Genomic DNA, 22,833 nt, shown 5'->3' with positions numbered 1-22,833 from the left:
TACTTTATGGCGAATTAGCCTAGCCAGTTCCCGTCTAGGTCCTCACTATAAATCGCCGTACCTTTATGATATTCAATTTCAATTATGTTTGGCCCGACCAGCTTTCCGATCCGAGGAACCGAGCGATCAAATATTAGGTTGACCGCTTCGACGGCGGACTCGCTAGCGAGAAGTTCTCTTCCGTCTGCACTTGAACTAAACGCGTCGGCAGACTCTGCAACGAGACCCAGTATTAGCTTCTTTCCATAGTACTTTAGGTTTCCAGGCAAATACTTTAGCACGTCTTCGATTTCTTTGCGCTCGAATCTGCCGTACCGAGCATAGAGCCAGTGCACCATTATCTGCTCTTGACCGACGTCTATTAGGTGACGGTACCAATGATAGTCACGTGGCATCGCAAAGCCTCCGCAGAACTCTACTCGTTCGGAGAAACTCGAATGAAACCACGCCTGAACACAAAGATCGATAACGTCACTGATCGGATTTCTTTTGCCGATACTGTCGATTTTGTACCTAGAAGAGGAGAGCTCGTTCGTTTTCGGGACCAATATTTTCCAGTCTTTTTCGAGCCGAGTTACTGCGCTTTGTGTTACCTCTACCCAGTAAGCCGCTCTCGTATCCGGATCACATAGCGCCACAATTACTGGCAGGGAAAAATCCGACCAATATTCCAGATGCTTCAGTTTTCCCCGATATACAAATGCATCACCTTCAGCTTCGATAAAGTGGCTTCGCCCGCATTTTATCTGAACTGCAACGAGGCGACCCGATGCCGTGCGAGTTTCAGTTTCATCACGGTCAACAAGCTCTATTTCACCATCAATACCTAAATCGCGCCTCTCACGCGGCCGAAAGATGAAGCCAAGATGATCTTCTACGATACCATCGACTATCCGAACCCCGAGCGCGCCCAAGTCCGATTCTTTTGATACTACTGGCTTTCCCACTCTACGCCTTGTCCCGATTGCTCTGAAGTTTCAAATGTGGACCGTAAGCAGATTTCGCTAACGTTTTGCTTGTTTTTGGATGAACGCTTTGGGCCATCTGCTGCCTTGGTCGCTTTGCGCCAAAAGGAGACATTGCGGGTGTCGCAGAACTCCCTATTCTGCGGCGTTGCAAAAGTCGGTAAAAGAACTCTCGCGTTAATCGGGAATTTTGCGACACGGACTTGAACAGGTGAATGAATGACGCTGGATGAATTTGTAAACACCATCCAAAATGAAGACGGAAACCCGGCTTCAGAAGATGCACTAGTTTCTTTTGAAGCAAAGATCGGCTCGCCTCTTCCTAAGGAACTGCGTGAATACTTGAAGTGCTCCGGCGGAGGCTTGATCTTCCAGCCATCGATTACCTACCTCGATTCGGAGCATCGACAGTTAAGGCTCCGGTACATGAATGATCTTTCCAAGATTGACGAGGAATTCACCAAGCCGACTTCCTACCCACTCCCGGACGGATTTCTGATAATCGGCTCGGATGCCGGTGGCAATGCAATCATGGCCTGCATGCGGACGGATCGCTTCGGACAGATTTTTCTGCTCGATCACGAACTGGTCGCTTATGAAGGTGAGCCTGACACGTTGGAGGAGGCCGAAGAATATGGCCTTGTGCTCTTCTATTCTCCGAGCTTTTCGCAATTTCTCAACGATCTCCGGATCGAGAGATGAGCTTCGGTTTGTCGCACAAATCTTCGTCGCGAAACTCACTCGCAAAAGTCAGTGTTTTGCGACCGATATCTGCGACGACCAATAACCGCTCCGGGCCGATTACGGTCTTCCGCGTTGCGCCGATATCGTTGAAAAACTCGTCCGATTATCTCTCTATTCGCCCTTTTTGGTTTTGTGGGCGCTGGATTGCTTGGCGATCTGCCCCGCGCCCCAGCGCAGGGTATCGGTCCATGGCGATTAGCGTCGTGGTCAGATAAGCCAGCGGAGCAACGTCATTGAGTTTGCGCGTCTCGATCAGCGAGGCGATGATCGCCATCGTCAACGGCTATAAGCAGAGCCGGATCAAGGCATTTTTACCGTGGAATTATGCGTGACCTGACGTGTGAGCAAAGACCAAAAATCGGCAGAGATATTCGGTCGGAGCGGGGCGGTAGCTGCCTCTTGCTGTTCCCTCTAGCAAGGCGAACCGCGTGCAGATACAAAGCATCTCGTCGATGAACATGATAATTTTTGGTGCGACATGCAGGTTGGCCTTAGGATGGGTGCTGCCGTTGATCCCCGTCGGCTAAATTGGGATGGAACAGCTGCGCGTCCCATGGTCTGGACGGCCTGGTATCCGGCTGACGAGAGTTCTATCGCTCACAGACCCTTAGAGAAGTCCTGGTTCAGGAAAGAACCCGTTGCCGTCAATGCGCCGGCAGCTCGCTCGTACAATACGTTTCCGCTGGTTCTCCTGTCTCACGGGACAGGAGCTACGGCGGCGGGATTGGAGTGGCTAGGCTTCCGGTTAGCTCAACGCGGCTTTGTTGCGTTAGCGGTCAACCATCATGGTCACACTGGCTCCGAACCTTATCGCGCAGAGGGTTTTCTTTGCATGTGGGAGCGAGCGGATGATTTGAAAGCCATTCTCAATGAGCCAAGTTGGCGTGGTGCGCTGGGCGTAGAAACAGACGAACGGATCTTCGCTGCTGGCTTCTCGGCTGGCGCATATACAGCTCTCTTGCTGGCAGGAGCCCGCATTGCATTTTCACAGTTTGAGCCAGACAACCCAGAGAAGACTCCGATCCGAGGGCCACGAGAATTTCCAAATCTCGCAGATGAACTGCCAAAACTCTATGAAAACCCGGTTTTTCAAATTTCTTGGGACCGACGACGAACCGACTTTTCTGAGAGCAGAATCCGCGCTGCGTTCGCAATTGCTCCAGGCCGTTCTGTCCTGGGCTTCTCGCAAGATAGTCTTCAGGCTATCAACAAGCCTGTCCAACTAGTAGGTGGTGACGAAGACACAGTCGCACCGCCTGGAAAGTGCTGCGACTGGCTATCCCAAAACATCCCATACTGCAGGTCTGAGATTTTGACTGGAGGTGTCGGTCACTACACGTTCCTTCCGGAAGGATCGGAAATCGGACTAGAGGCAGCGCCTGAACTATTCATTGACCGAGAAGGCTTGAGCAGAACCGCAATTCACGACCACGTCGCGACAAGAGCTGCAGAGTTCTTCAAGGTGTGAGCGGCACGTCGCTTACAATCAAACTTATCGAAGCAAAAACATCTCCGACGGAAGCAGCCCGGCAGCTTGGGCTTGGGCGCTATACTGTCTATCGTGATATGCGTCGTCTGGGAATCCAACAACCGCACGGTAGCTCCACGCAGATTACCATTTGATGGTCATTTCTACATCAGATTTCAAATCACGTCGCTAGTGCAGCCACTCGCAACGATATGCGATGACCGGCTCGGCAAATCCTTTCAGTCTGTATTGATTGCCATAGACGAGGACATCGGCGCTGCCATATTCCTTGAAGGTCTTGTCCGATATCAGGATCTGGTCGCTCTCGGCCGCGGCACAGAGCCTGGCTGCCAGTTGCACGGTCGCACCGAAGAAATCATTGCTGTCCTCGATCGGCTCACCACAATCCAGTCCAATGCGGATGTGAATTGGCTCACCGTTGCCGCTGTTGTAGCGATGGAACTCCCGTTGGATATCAATGGCGCAATCCACGGCAAACGGTACGGACGAGAACACAGCCATTATGCCATCGCCGGTGTGCTTGACCTCTCGCCCCGACCGTCGCCCTAGACAACCACGAACCAGGGCATCGTGTGCGCGGACGAGTTCCGCCGCCATACGATCGCCAAGACGGGCCGTCATCTCGGTTGAACCGACAATATCAGTGAACAGGATTGCACGGTGGCCGGCATCCATATCTTTCGAGATGGTAGCAAGCGACAAGGGATCCTGTATTCGCCCGAGAAATGCTTCCACAGCGGACAGAGCGACTTCCACCACTTCACTGGCGACAAATCCGTGGGCTTCCCGATGTACGCACTGCGCAGTTTCAGCGTCTGGGGCATCGATAAGGCAAAAGGCCGTACCACGCCTTTCATCAAACCAGTAGGTCAGGAACCTGACGCCGTACTGATCCTGAATGTTGAGATCTTTAAGGTGTGCAGCGGCGATATCCGCCGCTGAAACTCCGGCAAGCTCGTGCCGGTCCATGAAGATAGGCATTGCTTCCTCCCGGGAGTATATCGTTGCCTGGTCTTCAAGCCAGTTTACGACTTCCTCGCGCTGTCGTCCATCACTCTTACGGGTAACGCTAGTCAGGAGCGGACCACCGATAGAGCGATATTGGTGTGCGTGACAAATTATGGGTATTCGGCTATCTTACTTCGCCTACGAGCATTCACTGACGCGTAAATTTTCGGTCAGCCTTTGCCCGCCAACTCAATTAATTGGGGGGAATGAAATGACACAGCTCGACGAAACAAAACTGAATTCTTTTATTGGCAAAATGCTGGGCGATCTAGGGGGAGCCTTCAGTGTTCCAACTGTCAGGATTGGCTTGAGACTGGGCCTGTTCGATACGCTGCACCGCGCCGGACCGCTAACATCCACAGGCCTTGCGGCAGCCTCCGGTAGCCTGTTGGAACGCTACGTCAGGGAGTGGGCGCTGGCACAGGCGGCAAACGGCTACATCGACTACGACAGCGGTTCCGGGATGTTCAGTCTCTCACCCGAGCAGGCGATGGTGTTCGCCAACAAGGACAGCCCCGTCTATCTCGAAGGAGCTTTCGATCTGGTCGCGGCGATGATCGAGGGAGAGCCCAAGGTTGAGCACAGCTTCCGGACCGGCGGCGGGGTGCGATGGGGTGACACTGCAGGTTGCCTATTCTGCGCAACGGGCGCGTTCTTTCGGCCGGGATATGTGAACAATATTGTCCAATCGTGGCTGCCCGCCCTTCATGGCGTCGAGGACAAACTGGTGAAAGGCGCCCGGGTCGCCGATGTCGGCTGTGGCGTCGGCTTCTCGACAATTCTTATGGCCGAGGCCTACCCCAACGCCAGCTTCACAGGCTATGACTTCCACGAGCCATCCATAGAAGAGGCGAACAAGCATGCCCGAAGCCATGGGGTGGACGACCGGGTGAAATTCGTGGCGGCGACGGCCAAAGACATCAAGGATACGGATTTCGATCTCATCACCAGTTTCGACTGTCTGCATGATATGGGTGATCCGCGTGGGTGTGCGGGGCACATGTCTCGTATCCTTAAAAATGACGGCACCTGGATGATCGTCGAACCTATCTCGGGCGACCGCCCGGCGGACAATATGAATCCTGTCGGCCGCCTTTACTACAATGCATCAACCATGATCTGCGTGCCAACGTCACTTGACCAGGAGGTTGGTGAAGGATTGGGAGCTCAGGCCGGCGAAGCTAAGCTCTCAGAGGTCATTCGTTCGGGTGGCTTTTCCAGCGTCAGGCGAGCCTTCACCGGGCCCTTCAACATGGTTCTGGAAGCGCGGGTTTAGGAGTGTTTCGGGGGCGTTGCGCGCCAGCATTGTAGACCTGAGCATTTGCCAGTTCATAGTGCGGAACATGGCGACGAGATTTGATGGCGATCAGCCGTTAGTGCTCTTGCGTCGTCGACGAGGTTGCGGCGCTTTTCGGCGAGGCGCTGGAACTCGCGTCACGTCATCAACACATGAGATGGCCTGCCGCGATGGGTGATGGTCACAGGTCCCGCTTGGGCGGCTTTCTTTGCCTTGCTAACGTCAAGATCGACTTCACTGCAGGAAAAACGTGTCATGGTCATCGGAAACCTCTATGTAATCCGAAATCCGCAATGCGGAGGAGCCACCTCCCCTGCGGCATCCCAATCTGGCAAAATTTTATCATGAGGAGATCGCTGCTCTTCACGACCAGCTTGGCAACGAGGCGACGAGGGCACAGGCGGCCGACAAGCTTCGCACGCTGGTAAACCGCATTGATCTCGTGCCCGATGGTGCGGAACTGGTGATCGTACTACGCGGCGATCTGACGCGATCCTTACGTTTGCTTCGGGCAAGAGGAAAACAGAGTTCCTCAACGAGAGGGCAATACTCGAAGAACTGTTGAGCCGAGCCAGGCGATCGAAGGGCAAAAACGCAAAAAGCCTCGTGATGGGGTTTTATTGGAATCGCAGGGATATTGGTTGCGGGGGCCTGATCGCACGGAGACTTGTAAGATCCATCGCTTTGAACTGATCCGCCGAATTCTATCGCAAGTTGAGCTGCTTTTCAATCTGGCGCTGATCCAGCGCAAATGGCTATGATGCGAGGATAGCCAACAAGTTGCCGATAAGGTGGGTCACCCCAAAAACGCGCAAGTGGGTCAATCCGTTACGCAAATCAACAGACGCAATGAAGTCGAAGGAATGGACTGGGTGCGCCGCCACGATCGGTATGAATTGCAGTCCTTACGTTTGCCTATGCAATTCCGGCGAGCAGTGGGGAAGGATACGTTCGTCACTTTGTGGATCGCCACGTCGATGCCAAAAAAACGCACGGGGGCAAAAGGCATGTGACGTACCTGGCTCATGCCGGAACCGAAACGAAGAAATCCCCGCGACGCGCGGGGGGATGTTCCAGTTCTCTAGCGCCAGGAATTTTTGTGGCTCTGCTGGCCCGCCTTCACGTGCTGCTCATGCGTGCCACCGCGGCCTTTGCCATTATCGCCACTTTTAGAGGCCGATGCCGACTGCGAACGATTGTCGCTGTTCTTGTGGCTTTGCTGGCCGGCCTTCACGTGCTGTTCCTGCGTACTACCTTGATTTGCCATGATATGTACTCCTCATTTTGGTGATTTGTCACTTGCGCGCCTTGTGGCACGCACTAGGCCAACCATGCACGGCGAGAGGAGTTCCTATATTTAATATTTCGTGAGAAGCGATTTTCGCTCAACCGGGCAAAACGAGCAATGATGACGATCAATGTGCAGGATCGGTCCTACCGCCGCTTGCCGAATTCCTTGCGAAGCTCCTCCTTCGCATCTTCCAGTACTTTTTTGCGGTTGGTCGGCAGTATCCCGCCGGCGCGGTTGATATAAAACACCAGCATCGACATCGCAGACCTTGATTGGTCTTGCGCCTGTCAAATTGCTCTGCCGAGGCCTTCGGCGATCTGGCAATCTCCGAGGCATCGTTTTTCGTGAACACGTCTTTCTCAAGATCGAGCGCGTCGCTTTCCTTGGTCACCTTCTACGACCATTTCTTTTTCTTTTTCTTTTTCGCCTTTTTCACTGTTTCTCTCCCGGCGAATCATGATTTTCGGTATGGGTCATGGGTATGGTGACTGTCACGCCCACGACCTCCTCCGGAAACCCTGCTCTTCGAACGCTTGTCGTTATCTGCGGCGGGTTTCTTGATTTCCAAGGGTGCCTTCGCGTTTTCATGCGATGCACCCGGCCCGCCCTGACGGATGCTGGCCGGTATTTTTGTTGAAGTGGACATGTCTTCCTCCGGTCGCAACGGACGAGCCGCGCATTACTTCTCGTCGCGCGTTTTCATTGCGTCGGAAACACGCTTCTTACGTGGGTTTTTGACGTTCTCCCCAACAGCCTCCCGATCGTGCTCGGGATCGTCAAGGGGCTCCATGTAGCCGCTGGGGCGGGTTTCCTTCGGCCCCTCCCAACGGGGTGATTGGTCGGTGGTGCCGGGAGCGCCATCTCGTGGAGAATTATTGTTCATCATTGCCTCCGGTTGGGTTGCGAACCCACCCAACCTCTTTGCGGCGACGATGTTCCGCGAAGACAACGACACAGCGTGGCAACTTTTTTCGAAACAATTTCGCGTTGCCCCGGTTAGGCGCGAGAGAAAATTCAATCCGAGGGAACATGACGATGACGGACAAATCCGGCAAATCCGATCGCATCTCCAGAAGGGCTTATGAGCAGCAGCAAGACTTTATCAGGCGCTCGTCACTGCAATTCCTGGAATGCGCTATTCATTTATGCGCGACCAATATGAGCATTTCCGAACTTGCCGCCCGGCTTGAGAAACAAGCCCAATATTTGCGACACTTCGGCTGAGGACAAGCCGCGGTGCGCCTACGGCGACCATGTCGTTCCTGAGGAACCAACATGCCAAGATTTTTCTTCACCGTGATCAGCGGCAAAAACATCCTCGATGATCTGGAAGGCAGCGATCTGCCGTCGCTCGACCGGGCGATCGAGGAGGCGCTCCAAGATGCCCGGGCGCTGATGAGCGAGGCAGTCCTGCAAGGGCGCGACATCTCGGAAGGATGCATCATCATCCGGAATAAACAGCAGGAAGTATTGAAAGTCGTCCGCTTCGCCGACGCGCTAGGCAGAAATGACTGATGGCGTTGCAACGTCCGTCCGCATACGAGTTATCAGTTTTTCATATTCTTTTTCCGGGACGCCGTAGGTCGTGTCGGCGACGTCTTCCAATATGCTTCGATTGACGATCCGGACGTTTCCTCGGCTGGCACGGATGGCATGAATGCCTTCGAGAACATGCAGCTCGTTGGTGATGCCCGGCCGCCGCACGCCAAGAACCGTGGAGAGGAACTCATGGGTGATCGGCAGATCATCGGTATCGAGCCGGTCATGACACATCAGCAGCCAGCGCGCGAGCCTTTCGCGCAGACTGTACTGCCCATTTGCCAGCACAAGCTGGCCCACCTGAAGCAGACAGATATTGATATAGCCCAGCAAAAGCTCCCGCAGCCGCACGTCGTTCTCCATCTCCTGTCGCAGTTCGACGGCGGGGATCAGAAAGCCACGGCCGCCGACACCCATGACGGTTTCATCCGGCGTGGTTTCCGCGCCCAGAAGGGCGGGCCAGCCGGTGATCCCCTCCCGGCCGACGAGCACGGTTTCTATGCTTTTACCGCTATCGTTATGAACGACGGTGGATGCCAGACCGGTTTCGATGAAACAGAGATGGGAAACAGGCACGCCAGGCGCAACGAGCTGATACCCCGCCGGCAGATCGACGTGCTCCATTCGAGACGCGAGCCGTGACAGCCCTTCCATGCGCAGGGTTTTCAATAGCAGGTTATAAACAAAAAAATCAGATCCAAGCATAGCGGTTCGCCCGGTTCGCCCCTTGCTCGAAAACAACAATATGCAGTGGTCATATTAACAGCGGAAAATCGCATGAAAACAGTGAGTACGTTTCCGTACGAATTTGCAGGAGGGTCCCTTGCTGCATCGGGGAATGGCCGAACAGGCGAAATTCTTGCCGGGACGACTTAGCGAAAGCAATCCGCCGCATCCGCCTTCAATATCTGGAACAAGCTCTTCGAATCGTGGTTAGGGGCTGCCAAACAGGGAGGCTTGAACACCATGAAAAAGAACATCGAATACCAGATCACGGCGCATGAAAATGGATGGGCCGTCGTCATCTCTGATATCATAAGAGGCGTTTATCCCAGCCGACATCTCGCGCTCGCGGCAGCAAAGCTGCTGGAGAACGATATGCTGCGGACCGAAGAGGCGAGACGCTTCGCTCAAACTACCCATATGACGCTGACCGATACCGCAGCCCCCAATCGGGTGTCCCGGTCGCTTCAGGTAAGGGTGGCGGTGCCCCAACAGGTGGATGTTCCCCTGCGACGCAAAAGCGCAGAAATCAGCGTTCCACCGTCGACTGATGGTCGCAATCTGGAGGCGGGTAAGGTCTAGGCGAAATGACGGGCCGGCGCCGGCTCACGCGGTGCGACCGGGATGCGTCGCGATTAAAAAATAGAGCGCAATGGCGGCCGCCAGCGCAAATATCACAAGCGTATAGACCATCATGGTTTTCCAGGTGCGTTTGCGGCGGCGAAAATCGCCGTCATCTACGCCGATGGGTGAAAACTTTGAATCGAGCCTTTCACTTACCGGTCGGTTTATATCCTGCTCAAGCCTGATGCTTTCCCGTGGCGGATCAGCCAAGTCATTGTCTTTTGCCTGCATCCGATACCTCCTCATGGGCGCGCGGCATCCCACCCCCGCCCATCCGCAATTGTTCCGCCCCCGAAGCGGGACGGCGGCGAGGAAAACCGTCGCAAGAGGTTTTCATCATCGGGACGAGATGCCCAACGCCGCGCCAGCCCTCTCGCGCTTATTTGATAAATTCGGACTACGGGGCGGCTGAAATCATCCTGCTCAGGCGTTATGGTACGTGGAACGGCACACCCATGCAGTGGTATGCGAGGAGTAAAGCATGCGGACTGTCAAACGCCTCACCATCGCAATCATTGGCATGACTGATACCGTGACGCCGGAAATCAGGATGGCTTGGTTTCATGCTCAGATTGGTCTCGAGGGACCGTATTCCGCAAGTTTCATAGAGAGTGAAGCCGCTCTGAAATTTACCGCCGCGATTATCGACGTTCGTTACGAGGCAAACATCCTGCTACGCCTCACCGAGCAGTTGGATGGCGAAGCCATTCCCTATCTTTTTTTCGTACCCGAAGCGGTCATCGATAGCGAGCCGGGACCTTTTGTCCTCTCCAGGCGTTCGGAAGACATTGAAAACATTGTTTCCGCCTTGATAGCGCAAGGAGGAGGCATCAGACATTAAAGGGAGGCACGTGTCATGCTGAAGCAACCCGATAGCCATGGCGAAGCCAATATTCTGCTTTCTCATTTACCCGATGCCGTCCGGGTTGAGGTTGCAGACGCGTGCAGGTCTATCAACCTCGCACTGGGCGACGTGCTGATACCCGCCGGCGGGGCCATCGAGGGTGTTTTCTTCCTGTCATCCGGCATAGCTTCCGTCGTTGTCGTCACCAAATCGGGACGCAAGACCGAGGCGGGAGTTGTCGGCAAAGAGGGGTTCGTGCCGGCGGGAGCCGTAGCAGGCGCGCAAACGAACCTGACCGAGATCGTCATGCAAGCTCCGGGCGAAGCACTTTTCATGGATATCAGGTCGTTTGACGCGCTTGTTTCAAAACATCGGGTATTCTTCGACATTCTGGTCTGCGCCCTGCACGTCTCAAGAACACAGATACAATTCACGGCATCTTCGAACGCCACCCAGTCCGTAACGGAGCGCCTCGCCCGCTGGCTCCTGATGTGCCACGACCGGGTGGAAAGCAATCAGCTGCAACTGACCCACGAATTCCTGTCAACCATGCTGGCAGTCAGACGCGCGAGCGTAACGGACGCTCTCCACGTGCTGGAAAGCCTTGGGTTCATTCGCTCCGAAAGGGGACGAATTACGATCAAGAACCGCGAGATGCTTGAGACCTATGCCGGCGATCTCTACGGCGTGCCCGAGGAGGAAAACAATCGAATGCTCGCCCGATTTATACGCAAATACAGCTCTGATTCCGCGCTTGACGACCTGACTGCTGTTGCGAGCGAGGGCGTTCGCTAAGCCCGACGGCCGTTCTCAGTTGTCGTTGGTACGCTTGCGGACATTTACCTTTGGTCGTTTCTCTATAAGATAAATGCATCTTCCCTCATGCTGTGAAACGCAGAGCGCGTTTCAAGGAGGTGAAATGCAAACCAATCACGAATACCTGAGTGCTGGAATTTTTCTGAACGAAGACATCAATATCGTTAAGGCAGCCTACGAAAATGTTGTGTCTGCAGAACGCGATCCGGCTCTATGCCCTGCAGACGTCGCCCGCTATGTCCTGAAAATGTATGATCGCGGCGTCGTCGATCCGTCGAAACTCCAGCAATTGGCCGCTCTCTATTTCCGAACCAAATTGCGTGTCGGCTGACATCCAGGTCTGACGGGTGGCATCCTGTCACGATTTCAGCTTAGTTTTTCACCTCCCAGGTTTCCGATTATCCTACATCTCGCCATGCGGGTGGGCAGAACGTTGCCGTGTTCCGACCGTGGATCGATCCGTGAAACGACACGATCACGATATGAAAGTCAGCCGGCGGACCGGGAACAAACCTGCGTAGGCACGGTTCGGGTTGCTCCAAGGAACTCATACCGAACGAGGTTATCAAATGACCCGGAAAACTCTCCCTATTCCAGAAGACAACCGGAGCCACCAGGGCCCCGGTGACAATGGCCGCCTGAGCACGGAAGACGCCTCATCTGCCCAGGAACAGAAAGCTTCGACCCAGACGGGCCGGCAGGCAAACATAAAGATTAACACGACCCATCAAGGGCACCGGCAGGACAGGTAATGCCCGCCTGTTCCCGGCAGGCGGCTTGGTTGTCACCAACCTGTTTCCGGGCTCCTCGCAATCTAAGATCAATGCGGTTCCTGGAGGCGCCAAATGCGGATTCTTGCCGTGACGGCCGAAATGTTTCCATTCGTCAAAACCGGCGGATTGGCCGATGCGGCAGGTGCTCTGCCGGAGGCGCTGGCGAGACAGGGGGCGGATGTTCGTACATTGCTGCCTTTGTACCGCAGGCTCACGCCACTTATCCGCGGAAAGGAGCCATGTCTGAGTGCAACTGTTCTTGAGCAGCCGGTATCGGTTTATCCCGTTATCTCAGACGGTCAACAACTGCTGCTTCTGGAAGCGTCGGACCTGTTCGACAGGGACGGCCATCCCTATGGCATAAAAGGCGAGCCTTTTTCCGACAACGATCTGCGCTTTGCGGTCCTTTCCAAGGTTGCAGCGAAAATCGCAGTCGGTGCGATTGACGGCTGGAAGCCCGATCTCGTTCACGCGCATGATTGGCACGCGGCCTTAAGCTGCGTCTACCTCGCCGAGGCAACGCCGCAGGTGCCCTCCGTCCTTACCCTTCACAATCTCTCGTTTCAGGGACAATATCCACTGGAGCGGGCGGGCGTTCTCGGATTGCCGCCCCACCTCTGCACGGTGGATTGCCTCGAATATTATGGCGACATGTCGTTTTTGAAGGGTGGCCTGACGACCGCATCGGCCGTGACGACGGTAAGCCCCACTTACGCAAGAGAAATCCTCACACCGGAAAGGGGAATGGGAATGCAGGGCGTGCTTGCTAAGCGGCGCGAGAACCTACGCGGCATCGTCAACGGCGTCGATCAGGACGTCTGGAATCCGGCGACGGACCCTTACATTCTCGCCAATTTCACGGCTGCCACGGCTACGAGACGGAGCCTCAACAAATATGCATTGCTCCAGGCCCTTGGTCTTGCACCTACTCAGGGCCCGGTCTTCGGCGTGGTCAGTCGCCTGACCTGGCAAAAGGGGATCGATCTCCTCCCTCACGTCGTACCCCTTATAATTGAAAGGAAAGGCAGGCTGATCATTCACGGAGAGGGGGATACGACACTGGAAGACAGCTTGCAGGCGCTGGCAAAGCGTTATCCGGAGCTGGTCTGCGCCCATATCGGCTATGACGAACGGCTGGCGCACATGATCCAGGCCGGCTCGGATTTCATCATCCAGCCTTCGCGGTTCGAACCATGCGGGCTGACGCAGCTCTACGCGCTGCGATATGGCGCGCTGCCCATCGTCAGCCGCACGGGCGGGCTGGCGGAAACCATTATCGACGCGAATGACGCGGCCATTGAAGCGGGCGTGGCGACAGGCTTTCAATTCGAGCCGGCGAATACAGACGATCTGTGCGCAGCACTGGACCGCGCCATTAACGCCTATAATGACCGGGAACTTTTCCGGCGACTTCAGGGGCAGGCCATGCAGGCTAATTTTTCCTGGGACAAGAGTGCCGCACAATATATGGCGCTTTTCGAGAGCCTTGTTGGCAACAGCAAGTGCAAAAAGAATGCGGTCGCCGACTTCAGACCCGAGACTTTTGCAAAGATAAGAGGTGACAGGCGGCAGGCGGGAACCCCAGGATCACCAACAGGTTAGGCCACTGGCAACAGGAGGCTCTGGTGATGAATGCAGCGAATTATCGCAAATGGGGTGTGCAGCGCAATCAATCCGGCGACACGGATTTCAGCATCTGGGCACCCGCCTCGGCAACGGTGAAACTGTGGCTGAACGACGCGGAATTCGACATGCAAACGGCCGGGAATGGCTGGCATAACGCCACAAAAACCACCTCCGCCGGCGATCGCTACGGCTTCATACTGGATGACGGGACAAGGGTTGCGGATCCCGCTTCCAACCAGCAGGACGAAGGCCCTCTCGGCCCCTCCCTTATCGTCAACCATGACTTCCACTGGAAAAACCCCGACTGGAAAGGCCGGCCGTGGCTCGAAGCGGTCGTCTATGAGCTTCATGTCGGAACTTTTACAAAAGAAGGAACATTTGGGGCCGCAGGGGAGAAGCTCGAATATCTCGCGGGCATCGGTGTGACGGTTGTCGAACTCATGCCGCTTGCTACCTTCTCGGGCAGTCGCGGCTGGGGTTATGACGGCGTTCTGCAGTTCGCGCCCCAGCGAGATTATGGAACGCCCGAAGACCTCAAGGCCTTTATCGATAGGGCCCACGCCCACGGCATCATGGTGCTGCTGGATGTCGTCTATAACCACTTCGGCACCACGGGGAACGCAATTGAGGCGTTTGCTCCCACATTCTTCAAGCAGGGCGGGACGCCGTGGGGACCCGCGCCGGACTTCAACCGCGCCGAGGTGCGGTCGCTCTTTCTCCAGAACGCGCTCTACTGGCTAGAGACATATCGGTTTGACGGGCTGCGGATCGATGCCGCCGACCATCTCGCCGGCGGCGACGGAGACGTCGATTTTCTGATCGAGATGGCGGGGCACGTGAAACGGGCGATAACGAGCAGGCATGTCCATATCGTTACGGAAGACGCGCGAAATGCAGTTTCACCCATGACACCTTCGTCTGATGGCCTCGTCGGTGTCGATGCCGAATGGAACGACGACTTTCACCACGTGATTCATGTTGCCACCACGCATGAGGACGGCGGCATTTACGAGGATTTCGCGAACCAGCCCTATGACGGTCTTCGCCGCTCGCTCGCAACCGGCTTTGTCTATCAGGGCCACCCGCGGCCTTCTCATAATTTTGCCGGAAGCGGTGAACCCAGCGGCCATCTCCCGCCCCACCGGTTCGTAAACTTTCTGCATAACCACGATCAGGCCGGTAACCGCCTGCGCGGGGAGCGGCTGCGTTCCCTGATACAACCTCCCCTTTTCGATACGCTTGAGACGATCCTCCTCCTCGCCCCCCAGACGCCGCTGATGTTCATGGGCGACGACCATGGTTCGACCAACCCGTTCTTCTTTTTCTCCGACCACCCTGAAAACGACCGGGAGCAGGAGATCAAGAATCGGCTGAAACAGGCGGAAAGCTTCCAGGGCGAATTACCTCCCGAGGCCCCAGAGGTGGTGTTGGATCCGAATGATCTGCACACGATGCAAATCTCCACTCTGAAGTGGGATGAGGCGGAAACGACCGAGGGGAAGCTGGCAAGGGAAAGGATGAAGGCATTGCTTGAGAAACGGCGCCGGTACATCTGGCCGCTCCTGTGCTCGGATTTCGAGAGAGGAGTTTCCCTTGACTGCGAAACCCAGTGTCTGGCGATCGACTGGTATTTCAGCGCGGGACGGCTGGAAATGCGCGCCAACCTTTCGCCAAACCTCACAAGTCTTCCGACTGTGCAGGGGGAAACCTTTTTCCGGCACGGCAGTATCGAGGGTACGAGCTATGACGATTATGCCCTGCAATTTGCGATCGGTGACCGCTGACAGGAGCAAAGAAACAAAACGGCCGCGGCAATGTCTTGCGCGAGCGGTTCAACTCACCGAAAGATGATTTCCGGCGATCCGCCGGAAAGGCGCTCTCGAGTGTGAGAAATTACACTTTAGTCAAGATTGCGCCGAAGCGATTCCCTTGCCCTGTTCACCCGGCTTTTGATGGTGCCCACCCGGCAGCCGCAAATGGCCGCGGCATCGGAGTAACTCGTCCCTCCGGCGACAAGCAGAAGAGCTTTTTTCTGATCCTTGTCGAGATCCCGTATAGCCCGCATGACTTCCTGATGCTGCACACGCCATTCCTGGCTGGCAGGGGTAGACATGGTCTGCTCGATACCAACGGGCAAGCCTACACATTCGCGTTTAGACACCTTGTAGCGGGTACAGAACGTGTTGCGCAAAATGGTGAAGAGCCACGATTTCAAAGCCGTGCCGGGCGTAAAACCGTGCAGGGACCGCAGTCCTCGCAACATCGTCTCTTGAACGAGATCGTCGACATCCTCTTCATTCCTGACGAAGCGGCGGGCAAAAGCCGTCAAGGCCGGCGCCAGATCTGCAATACCGATACGCAACACCTCCAGCTGCGAATCATTTAATGTGTTTCCGGAAACTCCACTCACAGCGTGCTTGGCCATTTTCCCATCCTTTCACCATGGGCAAATGGCTCGGCAGACGCTTGGTTGCTGTACGCCAACGTACAATAGCGAAATCCGCGACGATCCAAAGGTCTCATTGAGAACACCCGGACCGCGTCTACGCTCGCGTCCCGACAACGTGGCTTCAGGCACTTTTCGCACTGCCGGGTGATTGTTTCCGATGCCGCTGTTCAATCATGCGTTCCGCGTTTTCTCTCGTCTGTTCCCTGTCCTTGCGGCTTTCATCGCTATTGCCAGCACGGGCGTCATCCGTACCGGGCTCTGGCTTGGCGTCATCGTCTGGTAGGCTCATCGCTTCATCTCCGCTTGTGGTTTCCAAAATGAGGGACCCGCTACCCCCGCAGTTTTCTAACCATGCAGCCTGAAGGATGTTCCGGCGTGATGAAGGCCTGAGGGAACACTGTCGCCGGAAAATGGTTAGGGAGGTATCAAGGAGGATGTCATGAACAAGGACGACAAGCTCAAGCAGATCCATAAGGACAGCGAGCCGCAATTTGCGCGCGGCAAAAAAACCTCTGATAACAACGGCGTCGCGAGCGCGAAGCCAAGGGTTATCACCGGCTCGGACGACGCAACCGCCAACAAGCTGCCGCCCGGGGTCAAAAAACCCGAAAAAGACTGGGATTTGAACTACGATGAACGGGACACCAACGAGGGCGATTTCAGGGGTTAATCCGATCGACAATCGCAATTTTCACCGTGCCAGGTCCTCGATCAGAAGTTCGATGGATTGTGGCTCGGCGCCCTCTCGTGTCTGCACCGTCAATACGCTGCCGGTGTTCAAAACGCCCTCAAGCACGGTACGCTCGCCCACAATGATCTTGATGACCTTCGGGGTCGCAGCCTCGATATTCAGGCTGTTGCTGGTTTCGTGATCGACTCTCTGGGTCACGGCTGGACCTCCGTTGCTGGGAAGATTGGTGGCCTAACTGCGCTCGGCCAGGCTTGTTCCCTTTCTTCCGTTGCTGTGATGATGAATAGTGACGCTGGCTCAAGACAATCTTACGGACCGCCGAGCGGATTGCGACGGAAGAGTACCGAGGAGTGTCGCCGTATCGCAGACCTGCAGCTGCGTCGAATAACGGCCGGAGAGCAGCTTTAACGCTGCGTCGTGTGTCGCATCCCTTCCGCTGCAAAGCGCGTCCTCTACCAGAATGACATGGAAACCTCGGTCTATCGCACCCAGAACGGTGGCGAGAACGCAGACATCCGTTTCTCCGCCTGTTATCACAATCGTCGATACATGCTCTTTCCGCAGGATTTCGCCGAGACCCCCATGTTGCCACGGCGAATAGACGCTTTTGCGGAAGATACGGGCGGGTGGGATATAGCGCGATAGGGAGGGGATTACCTCGATGAGCTCGGGAGGCAGGGACTGCTGCGTCATCATCGGCCATTTTTCATAATAGGCGCGCCACGCACCGGGAGCCTCTTCTACGGTTTTAGGCGGTATAAAACAGGTGAAGATACAGCGGGCGGCATCCGCCCGAACCACGGCCTCCACCTCCTCGCTGATGCGGTCCATCCATTCGACATGCCATGGCGTATGCTCGGCGAAAACGCGCTGCATATCGACGCACAGGTGCCGCCAGTCTCCCTCGTCCGAAAATTTGACCATGCCTCCTCCCTACCCGCCGGTCTCGCTGTGACGAGCGGCAACCGGCTTCGATTCCGGCGAACCGCGAAAGCGCAGGAAGATGGAAAGAACGACGAGGACCGCAGTCGACAGAAACTCCGATTGCCAGTTCTGAAACGATTCAAACCAGAATTCTACACTTCCCAAATGCGCAAACAGCGTCGTCTCGGGCTCGCCGTGCATGGCGGCTTCCAACGCCGCCGTGTCGGCACTGTATTTCAGATGCAGGACAAGACTGACGATAAAAAGGAAGAACAGCGCCAGACCCAGGGAATAGGAATAAATGGCACGGATAAATCCGCCAAGTTTTACCGGCCAGGGCGCCTTGGGATCATCTTCTTTTTGGGCAGGGTCTTCATCCTGCGGGGCAGTCTTGTCAGGATCCTTGGACTCCGACGAGCCTCTTTGAAAAAGAAATGCGGTCAGCATCACGTAAGCCGACATCTGGAGGAATTCGCTCTCCCAGTTTTCGAACAAAGCGGAGAGAAAATGACCGCTCTTTGCATAGGAAAAAAACGTGAGAGGCATGGCGTGATGTTGCGCCAGCTCCTCATTGTAAACCGCCCAACCGGTCGCCAGCATACCACCGATCGTCAATACGGAAGTCAGGACAAGGACAATCGCCAATCCATTGTCGCGAAACAGCCTCATGGTTCAGCCTCGCATGAAAGAGACAACTGCGAAATCGAAGGTGCCGCCGGTTTGAGCGGCACCTCCCAGGTGACGGACCGCTTACGCCGCCTTGGATTTGGCCTTCACGTTTGCGCTGGCCTGGGCAAGCGACGAGAGCGCCGTGTCCGTCGCGCTTTCTTCGCCCAGCGTCTGTTCGAACAGTTTGGCCGCTTCCTTCATGCCGAGTTCAACCGCCCACGTCTTCAATGTGCCGTAGCGGGTGATCTCGTAATGCTCCACGGCCTGCGCCGAAGAAATGAGCCCAGCATCAAGCGCGGACGAGCCTTTGAATTCCTCCATGATTTCCTCGCCTTCCGCGATGATGCCCTGGATCGCCTCACAGGTCTTGCCGCGCGCCGGCTTGCCGAGCAGTTCAAAGACATTCTGCAAACGCTCCACATGGACCTCTGTCTCGTCCCTGTGTTTTTCGAATGCCGCCTTCAAGTCCTGCGATTGCGCAGCGCGCGCCATCTTCGGAAGCGCCTTGAGAATCTGGCGCTCGGCAAAATAAATGTCCTTCACCGTATCGAGGAAAAGGTCTTCCAATGTCTTCTCAGCCATTTTTAGTCTCCTGTTGCTTTGGTTGGTGAGTGGGAAATCAGATGTTCGTCATTGCTCATTAACGGGAACGGAGGCCTTGCCGACGAGATCCCAATTTCCTTCCTTGGTGTAGAGCTTCACGGCAAAGCCGCGCACATCCCGCGCGAGATCGGCCGAGCCCTTGTTGCCGGCCACTGTCGAGAACCGCACGAAGGCAGGGGTCTTTTCACCGGCCCTCTGAAACAGGTCAGCCTTGGTGTGGGCGGCAAGGGAGTCATAGGTCTCGAAATAGCCATGCGCGCCGTAACCGCGGGCATGAACCACGCGTTCTGGAATTCGCTCGTGATCGAAATGGAAAATCTTCTCGCGGAAATGAAAATCATCCACGAGAAGCGGCCCGCGAGGACCGACCCGAAGGGAATTCTGGTCGTCCGCAACCGGCCCGCCCTGCGCGGTCGTCAGCACGGGCTCGTCGCCAGTGGCAATCTGGTGCAGCTCGCCTCCTTCTCCCCGAACAAGCTTCTGGTCGTGGATGGTAACGGATGATGAGGTGGAATCTGGTTTTTTGGCCATGTTAACTCCTGCAAGGCGTTGACCAGGGACCATGGCGGAACCAGGCCCCTGGAGGACTGACGTTCTCGTCAAATTGCCGAGCGGCGATAGCGGCTACGTTCCTGTTGAATGTCTTCCGCTGCGTAGGGTCTCGATGTCTCGTCGAAACGCGTCCAGCCCTGTTCGCGATAAGCGGCGCGGCGTTCGGCAGGATCAACCCAGCCTTGCCGCTTCAGCACGGCCTCGGCCTCCGGCACCAGATTGTCTTCCACACGGGCGGTTACCAGTGTGCCGCCCCTGCGCACCCCTTCCGCGTAGAGATTGGCATCCTCTTCGGAAACACCCGAGCGGGTCATAGCTCCGATCAGCCCGCCGGCCGCACCGCCGGCAACAGCGCCGCCGGCTGCTCCGACTGCCGTTGCGGCAAGCCAACCGGCTGCAACCACCGGCCCCACTCCCGGGATCGCCATCAACCCAAGTCCCGCCAGCAGACCCCCAGCGCCACCAACAAGCGCGCCGATGCCAGCACCCGCGCCGGCGCCCTCAGCAGCATTGGAATCGGAATCCTCTCCATGTCGCCTGTCGGCGTTGCTGGCCACAACGCTGATATCGCTTGACGGCACGCCCGCTCGCTCCAGTTCGGAAACGGCAGCGCTCGCATCATCATAGTCATCGAAAAGTCCGGTTACGGTTCTCATGTCATTTCTCCCAAATCCTGCGCGCCTCACTTGGCGACGACGTTGCCCTGATAATCGAGCGCGATGGCGACGGTCTTGCCGCCCTTCATGCCCGATGCCATCCACACGCCCTTGTGATCCTTCGTCAGATTCTTGACCTGGGTGTAACCGGCATCTTCAATCCTCTGTCTGGCCTGCGCCTCAGTGAAGCTATTGGCGCCCTCCACCGGGGCCGTAGGGTTACTGGCGCCCGGCGTGGCGACAGCAGGCGTATCGCCTCCGGGATTGGCGGTCGGCGTCTGCTGGGCGAAAGCCGACAGCGCGCCGCTCCCCAGAAGCAACGCAAAGAAAACAGTCTTCTTCATTGGGATTTTCCTCCGCTTGCATTATGGCTCTCCAGCCTCCCTCTCGGGCGTTCCCCCGAGATGGCAAACCCCTTTCAGGGCCGGCATGGACATCTCCCGAACAAACCGACATGCGGAGAGTTCCGAAAAATAATGATCGACGAGGAGAATCTCGTTTCGAAAATTCGGAGCGGATCATGGAGGGCTCGATAGCATACGACCCGCGTAGCCGTTCGAGGGCGTAAGGCCTGCGACACGAACCGGTAAAATGGATATCAGTCCTCGCTGCCCGGATATTGGCTGTTCTTCAGGAGTCCCGCCAAGTGCACCGTGTTGCGCACAAGGATGCTGATCATGGTTCTAACGGCATCAGGCGTCTCATCGAGATCGACGAAATTCTTCGATCCCATCGCCTCCCCTAGCCAATAGGCAACCGCATTTGCCGGGATTGTGAAGCCAACATCATTCAGAGCCTGGAAAAGTTCCGCAGAAACGTGGTGAGCCCCATCCTCATTCCCGACGACTGCCACCGCGGCAACCTTGCCGTAGGAAACCATACGCCCCTGCTCGTCCTTTTCCTCCAGAAATGCATCCATGCGCTCCAGCGCTCGTTTGCACACGCTCGAAGGCTGTCCGAGCCATATCGGTGTGCCAAACAAAAGAATATCGGCAGCAAGAATCTTCTCGAGGATAGCCGGCCAGGCATCCCCCTCGCCTTCGTCTGACGTAACCCCGGCCTTGATGTCATGATCAGCGAGCCAAATCATTTCGCTTTGAACATCGTGATCGCCGAGCTCTTGAAGGATCAGGGCCAGAACTCTTTCTGTCGATGACGGCTCTGCCGATTTGGAGGACTTAAGTGTGGCATTCAACGCAAGGGCCTTGAGAGACATAATAATTCCTTCTGTCAGCGGGCTTTGCCGCGTGTGGTCTTCGGTGACGATGTCACGGCGATGACAAGCGATGGCCGCCGCCGCCATCTGACAAACCGCCCGACCTAACGCCGGGAAAGCAATCGCGCCATGGCATGATGCGGCGGCGGCTTTTCACCTTCAGAGCCGTTTTCCTTTTCCAGCCGAGCGCGGATGTCCTCAATTTCTGCTTCCGTGAGATGCTCGATCCCGATGAAATCCGCCCGCGCCTCCTCCACAGCTCGAAGCAATTCGTCTAGTTTTGCTTCCATCGCCGCAGAATCCCGGTTCTGCGAGTTCTGCACGAGGAAAATCATGAGAAAGGTGACAATGGTCGTGCCTGTGTTGATGACCAGTTGCCAGACCTCAGAAAACCCGAACAGCGGCCCGCTTATTCCCCAGACGATGACTGTGCCAAGCGCGGCGACAAAAGCTGTCGGCGAACCGGAAAAAGACGCTATGCGGCTCGCTAATTGAGTGAAAAACCTGTCCATGGCGCTGCACCTCATGGCTGACACCGACACTGACGCAGAACACACCTGCCGTATCACCCGCGATCTACGGACCGGCAATGCGTGCTGCGTTCCGTTGCCCCCAAACAAAGAACACGCGCGATGGTTCCGGAACGCGGCGAGTTGGAGCGAGCAGCACCATGCTTTAAGTACGAAGCGAGACGACGTTCACCCGCTGCCAGCCATCTCAAAAGTACAGCACCAGAACGCCATTTCTTCGGGACAATGTGTAGATGGCAAAGTTACCCTCTTCAGGACGAGGACCACCCACGAACACCGACCCGTTTTTGCGGGCACAGCTACTGCGAGCCAGTTCTTTCTTCAGCCGCCTGTTCTCCTCGGTCACCTCGTCGCCCTTGGCGTTCGACGCCCCAAACCTCTTCTTCCATTCGTATAGTGAGAGCTGGGCAACGCCGTGACGTTGAGAAACCTCGCAACCGGATAGCCTTCGCGCGTGGTCTGGTGCACGTCTCACATACGCAGCACGATTATCTGGAGATGCTTCGTGCCGGCGAGTTGGACAGGGATCAGAAACGCAAAAAGCTCCTCGACGCTTGCGCGGAGGAGCATTTTGTTAAGCGATTTGAATGGTTAAACATTCAAGTTTGAATTGGTTGCGGGGGCAGGATTTGAACCTGCGGCCTTCAGGTTATGAGCCTGACGAGCTACCGGGCTGCTCCACCCCGCGTTACCAGCGTAAATCCCTATTGGATTTATCGCGACTGCATCACAGGGACGCTGTGATGTATAGTTCCGGACCAAATTGCCGAAGGCGATTTGTCTCCTTTAAGGGACGCACGTTGC

Annotated in this window: 30 protein-coding genes, 1 tRNA gene and 3 pseudogenes; 12 read left to right on the top strand and 22 right to left on the bottom strand. The window is 56.0% G+C overall.

Features of this window, described 5'->3' with window-relative positions:
- Positions 1-14: 14 nt before the first annotated feature.
- Positions 15-947 carry a DUF4365 domain-containing protein gene (locus ACQZ63_RS26830; protein ID WP_448799564.1) on the bottom strand — a complete coding sequence of 311 codons (933 nt, stop codon included), beginning with the start codon at positions 945-947 and terminating at the stop codon, positions 15-17.
- Positions 948-1,184: 237 nt separating this feature from the next.
- Here ACQZ63_RS26830 and ACQZ63_RS26825 point away from each other — a divergent pair, with 237 nt between their 5' ends.
- The gene (locus ACQZ63_RS26825; RefSeq protein ID WP_448799563.1) at positions 1,185-1,667 is read left to right on the top strand and encodes an SMI1/KNR4 family protein; all 483 of its coding nucleotides are present in this window, start codon (positions 1,185-1,187) and stop codon (positions 1,665-1,667) included.
- A 595-nt stretch (positions 1,668-2,262) separates the two neighbouring features.
- Positions 2,263-3,177, top strand: coding sequence for an alpha/beta hydrolase family protein (locus ACQZ63_RS26820; RefSeq protein ID WP_448799562.1), 915 nt, complete (start codon positions 2,263-2,265; stop codon positions 3,175-3,177).
- A 189-nt stretch (positions 3,178-3,366) separates the two neighbouring features.
- Here ACQZ63_RS26820 and ACQZ63_RS26815 read toward each other — a convergent pair whose 3' ends face one another.
- Positions 3,367-4,179 carry a nickel-binding protein gene (locus ACQZ63_RS26815; protein WP_448799561.1) on the bottom strand — a complete coding sequence of 271 codons (813 nt, stop codon included), beginning with the start codon at positions 4,177-4,179 and terminating at the stop codon, positions 3,367-3,369.
- Positions 4,180-4,417: 238 nt separating this feature from the next.
- On the opposite strand from ACQZ63_RS26815, the gene ACQZ63_RS26810 reads away from it, so the two are divergent.
- Positions 4,418-5,482, top strand: coding sequence for a class I SAM-dependent methyltransferase (locus tag ACQZ63_RS26810; RefSeq protein ID WP_448799560.1), 1,065 nt, complete (start codon positions 4,418-4,420; stop codon positions 5,480-5,482).
- A 161-nt stretch (positions 5,483-5,643) separates the two neighbouring features.
- Here the strand turns inward: ACQZ63_RS26810 and ACQZ63_RS26805 are convergent.
- From ACQZ63_RS26805 to ACQZ63_RS26785, 5 genes and pseudogenes are all read right to left on the bottom strand, one after another.
- Positions 5,644-5,766, bottom strand: a pseudogene (locus tag ACQZ63_RS26805) (type II toxin-antitoxin system Phd/YefM family antitoxin); the annotation flags it as partial.
- An 818-nt stretch (positions 5,767-6,584) separates the two neighbouring features.
- Positions 6,585-6,770 (bottom strand): hypothetical protein, encoded by a 186-nt coding sequence (locus ACQZ63_RS26800; protein ID WP_448799559.1) that lies wholly within the window; start codon positions 6,768-6,770, stop codon positions 6,585-6,587.
- Positions 6,771-6,937: 167 nt separating this feature from the next.
- Positions 6,938-7,185 (bottom strand): annotated as a pseudogene (locus ACQZ63_RS26795) (DUF3175 domain-containing protein).
- Positions 7,186-7,248: 63 nt separating this feature from the next.
- A complete protein-coding gene (locus tag ACQZ63_RS26790) occupies positions 7,249-7,440 on the bottom strand; it encodes a hypothetical protein (protein ID WP_111790949.1) in 192 nt (63 codons plus the stop codon).
- Positions 7,441-7,473: 33 nt separating this feature from the next.
- Entirely contained in the window at positions 7,474-7,677 is a 204-nt protein-coding gene (locus tag ACQZ63_RS26785; RefSeq protein WP_448799558.1) for a hypothetical protein, read from the bottom strand.
- A 152-nt stretch (positions 7,678-7,829) separates the two neighbouring features.
- Between ACQZ63_RS26785 and ACQZ63_RS26780 the strand changes: the two genes are divergently transcribed.
- Together ACQZ63_RS26780 and ACQZ63_RS26775 are read left to right on the top strand one after the other, a co-directional pair.
- On the top strand, positions 7,830-8,018 hold the full coding sequence (locus ACQZ63_RS26780) for a hypothetical protein (protein WP_448799557.1): 189 nt from the start codon (positions 7,830-7,832) through the stop codon (positions 8,016-8,018).
- 51 nt (positions 8,019-8,069) lie between these two features.
- Positions 8,070-8,309: a DUF6894 family protein gene (locus ACQZ63_RS26775; protein WP_448799556.1), complete on the top strand. Its 240-nt coding sequence runs from the start codon at positions 8,070-8,072 to the stop codon at positions 8,307-8,309.
- Here the strand turns inward: ACQZ63_RS26775 and ACQZ63_RS26770 are convergent.
- Positions 8,292-9,038, bottom strand: coding sequence for a Crp/Fnr family transcriptional regulator (locus ACQZ63_RS26770; RefSeq protein ID WP_448799555.1), 747 nt, complete (start codon positions 9,036-9,038; stop codon positions 8,292-8,294). The two genes, ACQZ63_RS26775 and ACQZ63_RS26770, sit on opposite strands and share 18 nt — an antisense overlap.
- A gap of 261 nt (positions 9,039-9,299) precedes the next feature.
- On the opposite strand from ACQZ63_RS26770, the gene ACQZ63_RS26765 reads away from it, so the two are divergent.
- A complete protein-coding gene (locus ACQZ63_RS26765; protein ID WP_448799554.1) occupies positions 9,300-9,638 on the top strand; it encodes a hypothetical protein in 339 nt (112 codons plus the stop codon).
- Between the two features lie 24 nt (positions 9,639-9,662).
- Here ACQZ63_RS26765 and ACQZ63_RS26760 read toward each other — a convergent pair whose 3' ends face one another.
- Positions 9,663-9,911, bottom strand: a complete 249-nt coding sequence (locus tag ACQZ63_RS26760; protein WP_333721996.1) for a hypothetical protein — start codon at positions 9,909-9,911, stop codon at positions 9,663-9,665.
- A 250-nt stretch (positions 9,912-10,161) separates the two neighbouring features.
- Here ACQZ63_RS26760 and ACQZ63_RS26755 point away from each other — a divergent pair, with 250 nt between their 5' ends.
- The 5 genes from ACQZ63_RS26755 (at position 10,162) to treZ (ending at position 15,523) form a co-directional block, all read left to right on the top strand.
- Positions 10,162-10,521, top strand: coding sequence for a hypothetical protein (locus ACQZ63_RS26755; RefSeq protein WP_448799553.1), 360 nt, complete (start codon positions 10,162-10,164; stop codon positions 10,519-10,521).
- Between the two features lie 15 nt (positions 10,522-10,536).
- Positions 10,537-11,319 carry a Crp/Fnr family transcriptional regulator gene (locus ACQZ63_RS26750; protein ID WP_448799552.1) on the top strand — a complete coding sequence of 261 codons (783 nt, stop codon included), beginning with the start codon at positions 10,537-10,539 and terminating at the stop codon, positions 11,317-11,319.
- Positions 11,320-11,443: 124 nt separating this feature from the next.
- Complete coding sequence (locus ACQZ63_RS26745) at positions 11,444-11,671, top strand: hypothetical protein (protein ID WP_003518990.1); 228 nt, start codon at positions 11,444-11,446, stop codon at positions 11,669-11,671.
- 514 nt (positions 11,672-12,185) lie between these two features.
- Positions 12,186-13,715, top strand: a complete 1,530-nt coding sequence (glgA, locus tag ACQZ63_RS26740; RefSeq protein WP_448799551.1) for a glycogen synthase GlgA — start codon at positions 12,186-12,188, stop codon at positions 13,713-13,715.
- A gap of 26 nt (positions 13,716-13,741) precedes the next feature.
- Entirely contained in the window at positions 13,742-15,523 is a 1,782-nt protein-coding gene (treZ, locus tag ACQZ63_RS26735) for a malto-oligosyltrehalose trehalohydrolase (protein ID WP_448799550.1), read from the top strand.
- A 116-nt stretch (positions 15,524-15,639) separates the two neighbouring features.
- Here treZ and ACQZ63_RS26730 read toward each other — a convergent pair whose 3' ends face one another.
- Together ACQZ63_RS26730 and ACQZ63_RS26725 are read right to left on the bottom strand one after the other, a co-directional pair.
- Positions 15,640-16,164 (bottom strand): sigma-70 family RNA polymerase sigma factor, encoded by a 525-nt coding sequence (locus tag ACQZ63_RS26730; RefSeq protein WP_013762435.1) that lies wholly within the window; start codon positions 16,162-16,164, stop codon positions 15,640-15,642.
- A 145-nt stretch (positions 16,165-16,309) separates the two neighbouring features.
- Positions 16,310-16,477, bottom strand: coding sequence for a hypothetical protein (locus tag ACQZ63_RS26725; RefSeq protein ID WP_162633772.1), 168 nt, complete (start codon positions 16,475-16,477; stop codon positions 16,310-16,312).
- 150 nt (positions 16,478-16,627) lie between these two features.
- Between ACQZ63_RS26725 and ACQZ63_RS26720 the strand changes: the two genes are divergently transcribed.
- The gene (locus ACQZ63_RS26720; RefSeq protein ID WP_013762433.1) at positions 16,628-16,858 is read left to right on the top strand and encodes a hypothetical protein; all 231 of its coding nucleotides are present in this window, start codon (positions 16,628-16,630) and stop codon (positions 16,856-16,858) included.
- A 21-nt stretch (positions 16,859-16,879) separates the two neighbouring features.
- Here the strand turns inward: ACQZ63_RS26720 and ACQZ63_RS26715 are convergent, their stop codons facing one another.
- From ACQZ63_RS26715 to ACQZ63_RS26665, 11 genes and pseudogenes are all read right to left on the bottom strand, one after another.
- Positions 16,880-17,077: a hypothetical protein gene (locus ACQZ63_RS26715; protein WP_003519000.1), complete on the bottom strand. Its 198-nt coding sequence runs from the start codon at positions 17,075-17,077 to the stop codon at positions 16,880-16,882.
- Between the two features lie 99 nt (positions 17,078-17,176).
- Positions 17,177-17,803 carry an isochorismatase family cysteine hydrolase gene (locus ACQZ63_RS26710; protein ID WP_448799549.1) on the bottom strand — a complete coding sequence of 209 codons (627 nt, stop codon included), beginning with the start codon at positions 17,801-17,803 and terminating at the stop codon, positions 17,177-17,179.
- Positions 17,804-17,812: 9 nt separating this feature from the next.
- Positions 17,813-18,472 (bottom strand): DUF6766 family protein, encoded by a 660-nt coding sequence (locus tag ACQZ63_RS26705; protein ID WP_448799548.1) that lies wholly within the window; start codon positions 18,470-18,472, stop codon positions 17,813-17,815.
- An 81-nt stretch (positions 18,473-18,553) separates the two neighbouring features.
- A complete protein-coding gene (locus tag ACQZ63_RS26700; RefSeq protein WP_448799547.1) occupies positions 18,554-19,054 on the bottom strand; it encodes a YciE/YciF ferroxidase family protein in 501 nt (166 codons plus the stop codon).
- Positions 19,055-19,114: 60 nt separating this feature from the next.
- A pseudogene (locus ACQZ63_RS26695) lies at positions 19,115-19,606 on the bottom strand (catalase); the annotation flags it as partial.
- A gap of 68 nt (positions 19,607-19,674) precedes the next feature.
- Entirely contained in the window at positions 19,675-20,283 is a 609-nt protein-coding gene (locus tag ACQZ63_RS26690) for a general stress protein (RefSeq protein WP_448799545.1), read from the bottom strand.
- A gap of 26 nt (positions 20,284-20,309) precedes the next feature.
- Positions 20,310-20,627 (bottom strand): PepSY domain-containing protein, encoded by a 318-nt coding sequence (locus ACQZ63_RS26685; protein ID WP_448799543.1) that lies wholly within the window; start codon positions 20,625-20,627, stop codon positions 20,310-20,312.
- A gap of 254 nt (positions 20,628-20,881) precedes the next feature.
- Complete coding sequence (locus ACQZ63_RS26680) at positions 20,882-21,499, bottom strand: flavodoxin family protein (protein ID WP_448799592.1); 618 nt, start codon at positions 21,497-21,499, stop codon at positions 20,882-20,884.
- Positions 21,500-21,603: 104 nt separating this feature from the next.
- Positions 21,604-22,011, bottom strand: a complete 408-nt coding sequence (locus ACQZ63_RS26675) for a low affinity iron permease family protein (RefSeq protein WP_080814635.1) — start codon at positions 22,009-22,011, stop codon at positions 21,604-21,606.
- Positions 22,012-22,216: 205 nt separating this feature from the next.
- Positions 22,217-22,504, bottom strand: coding sequence for a transposase (locus ACQZ63_RS26670; RefSeq protein ID WP_448799542.1), 288 nt, complete (start codon positions 22,502-22,504; stop codon positions 22,217-22,219).
- Between the two features lie 136 nt (positions 22,505-22,640).
- Positions 22,641-22,717, bottom strand: a tRNA-Met gene (locus ACQZ63_RS26665).
- Positions 22,718-22,833 lie beyond the last annotated feature (116 nt).

Source organism: Agrobacterium sp. CG160-95, from assembly GCF_053521725.1.
Note: the sequence above shows the minus strand (reverse complement) of the source record. Positions and strands in the feature narration are given on the sequence as shown.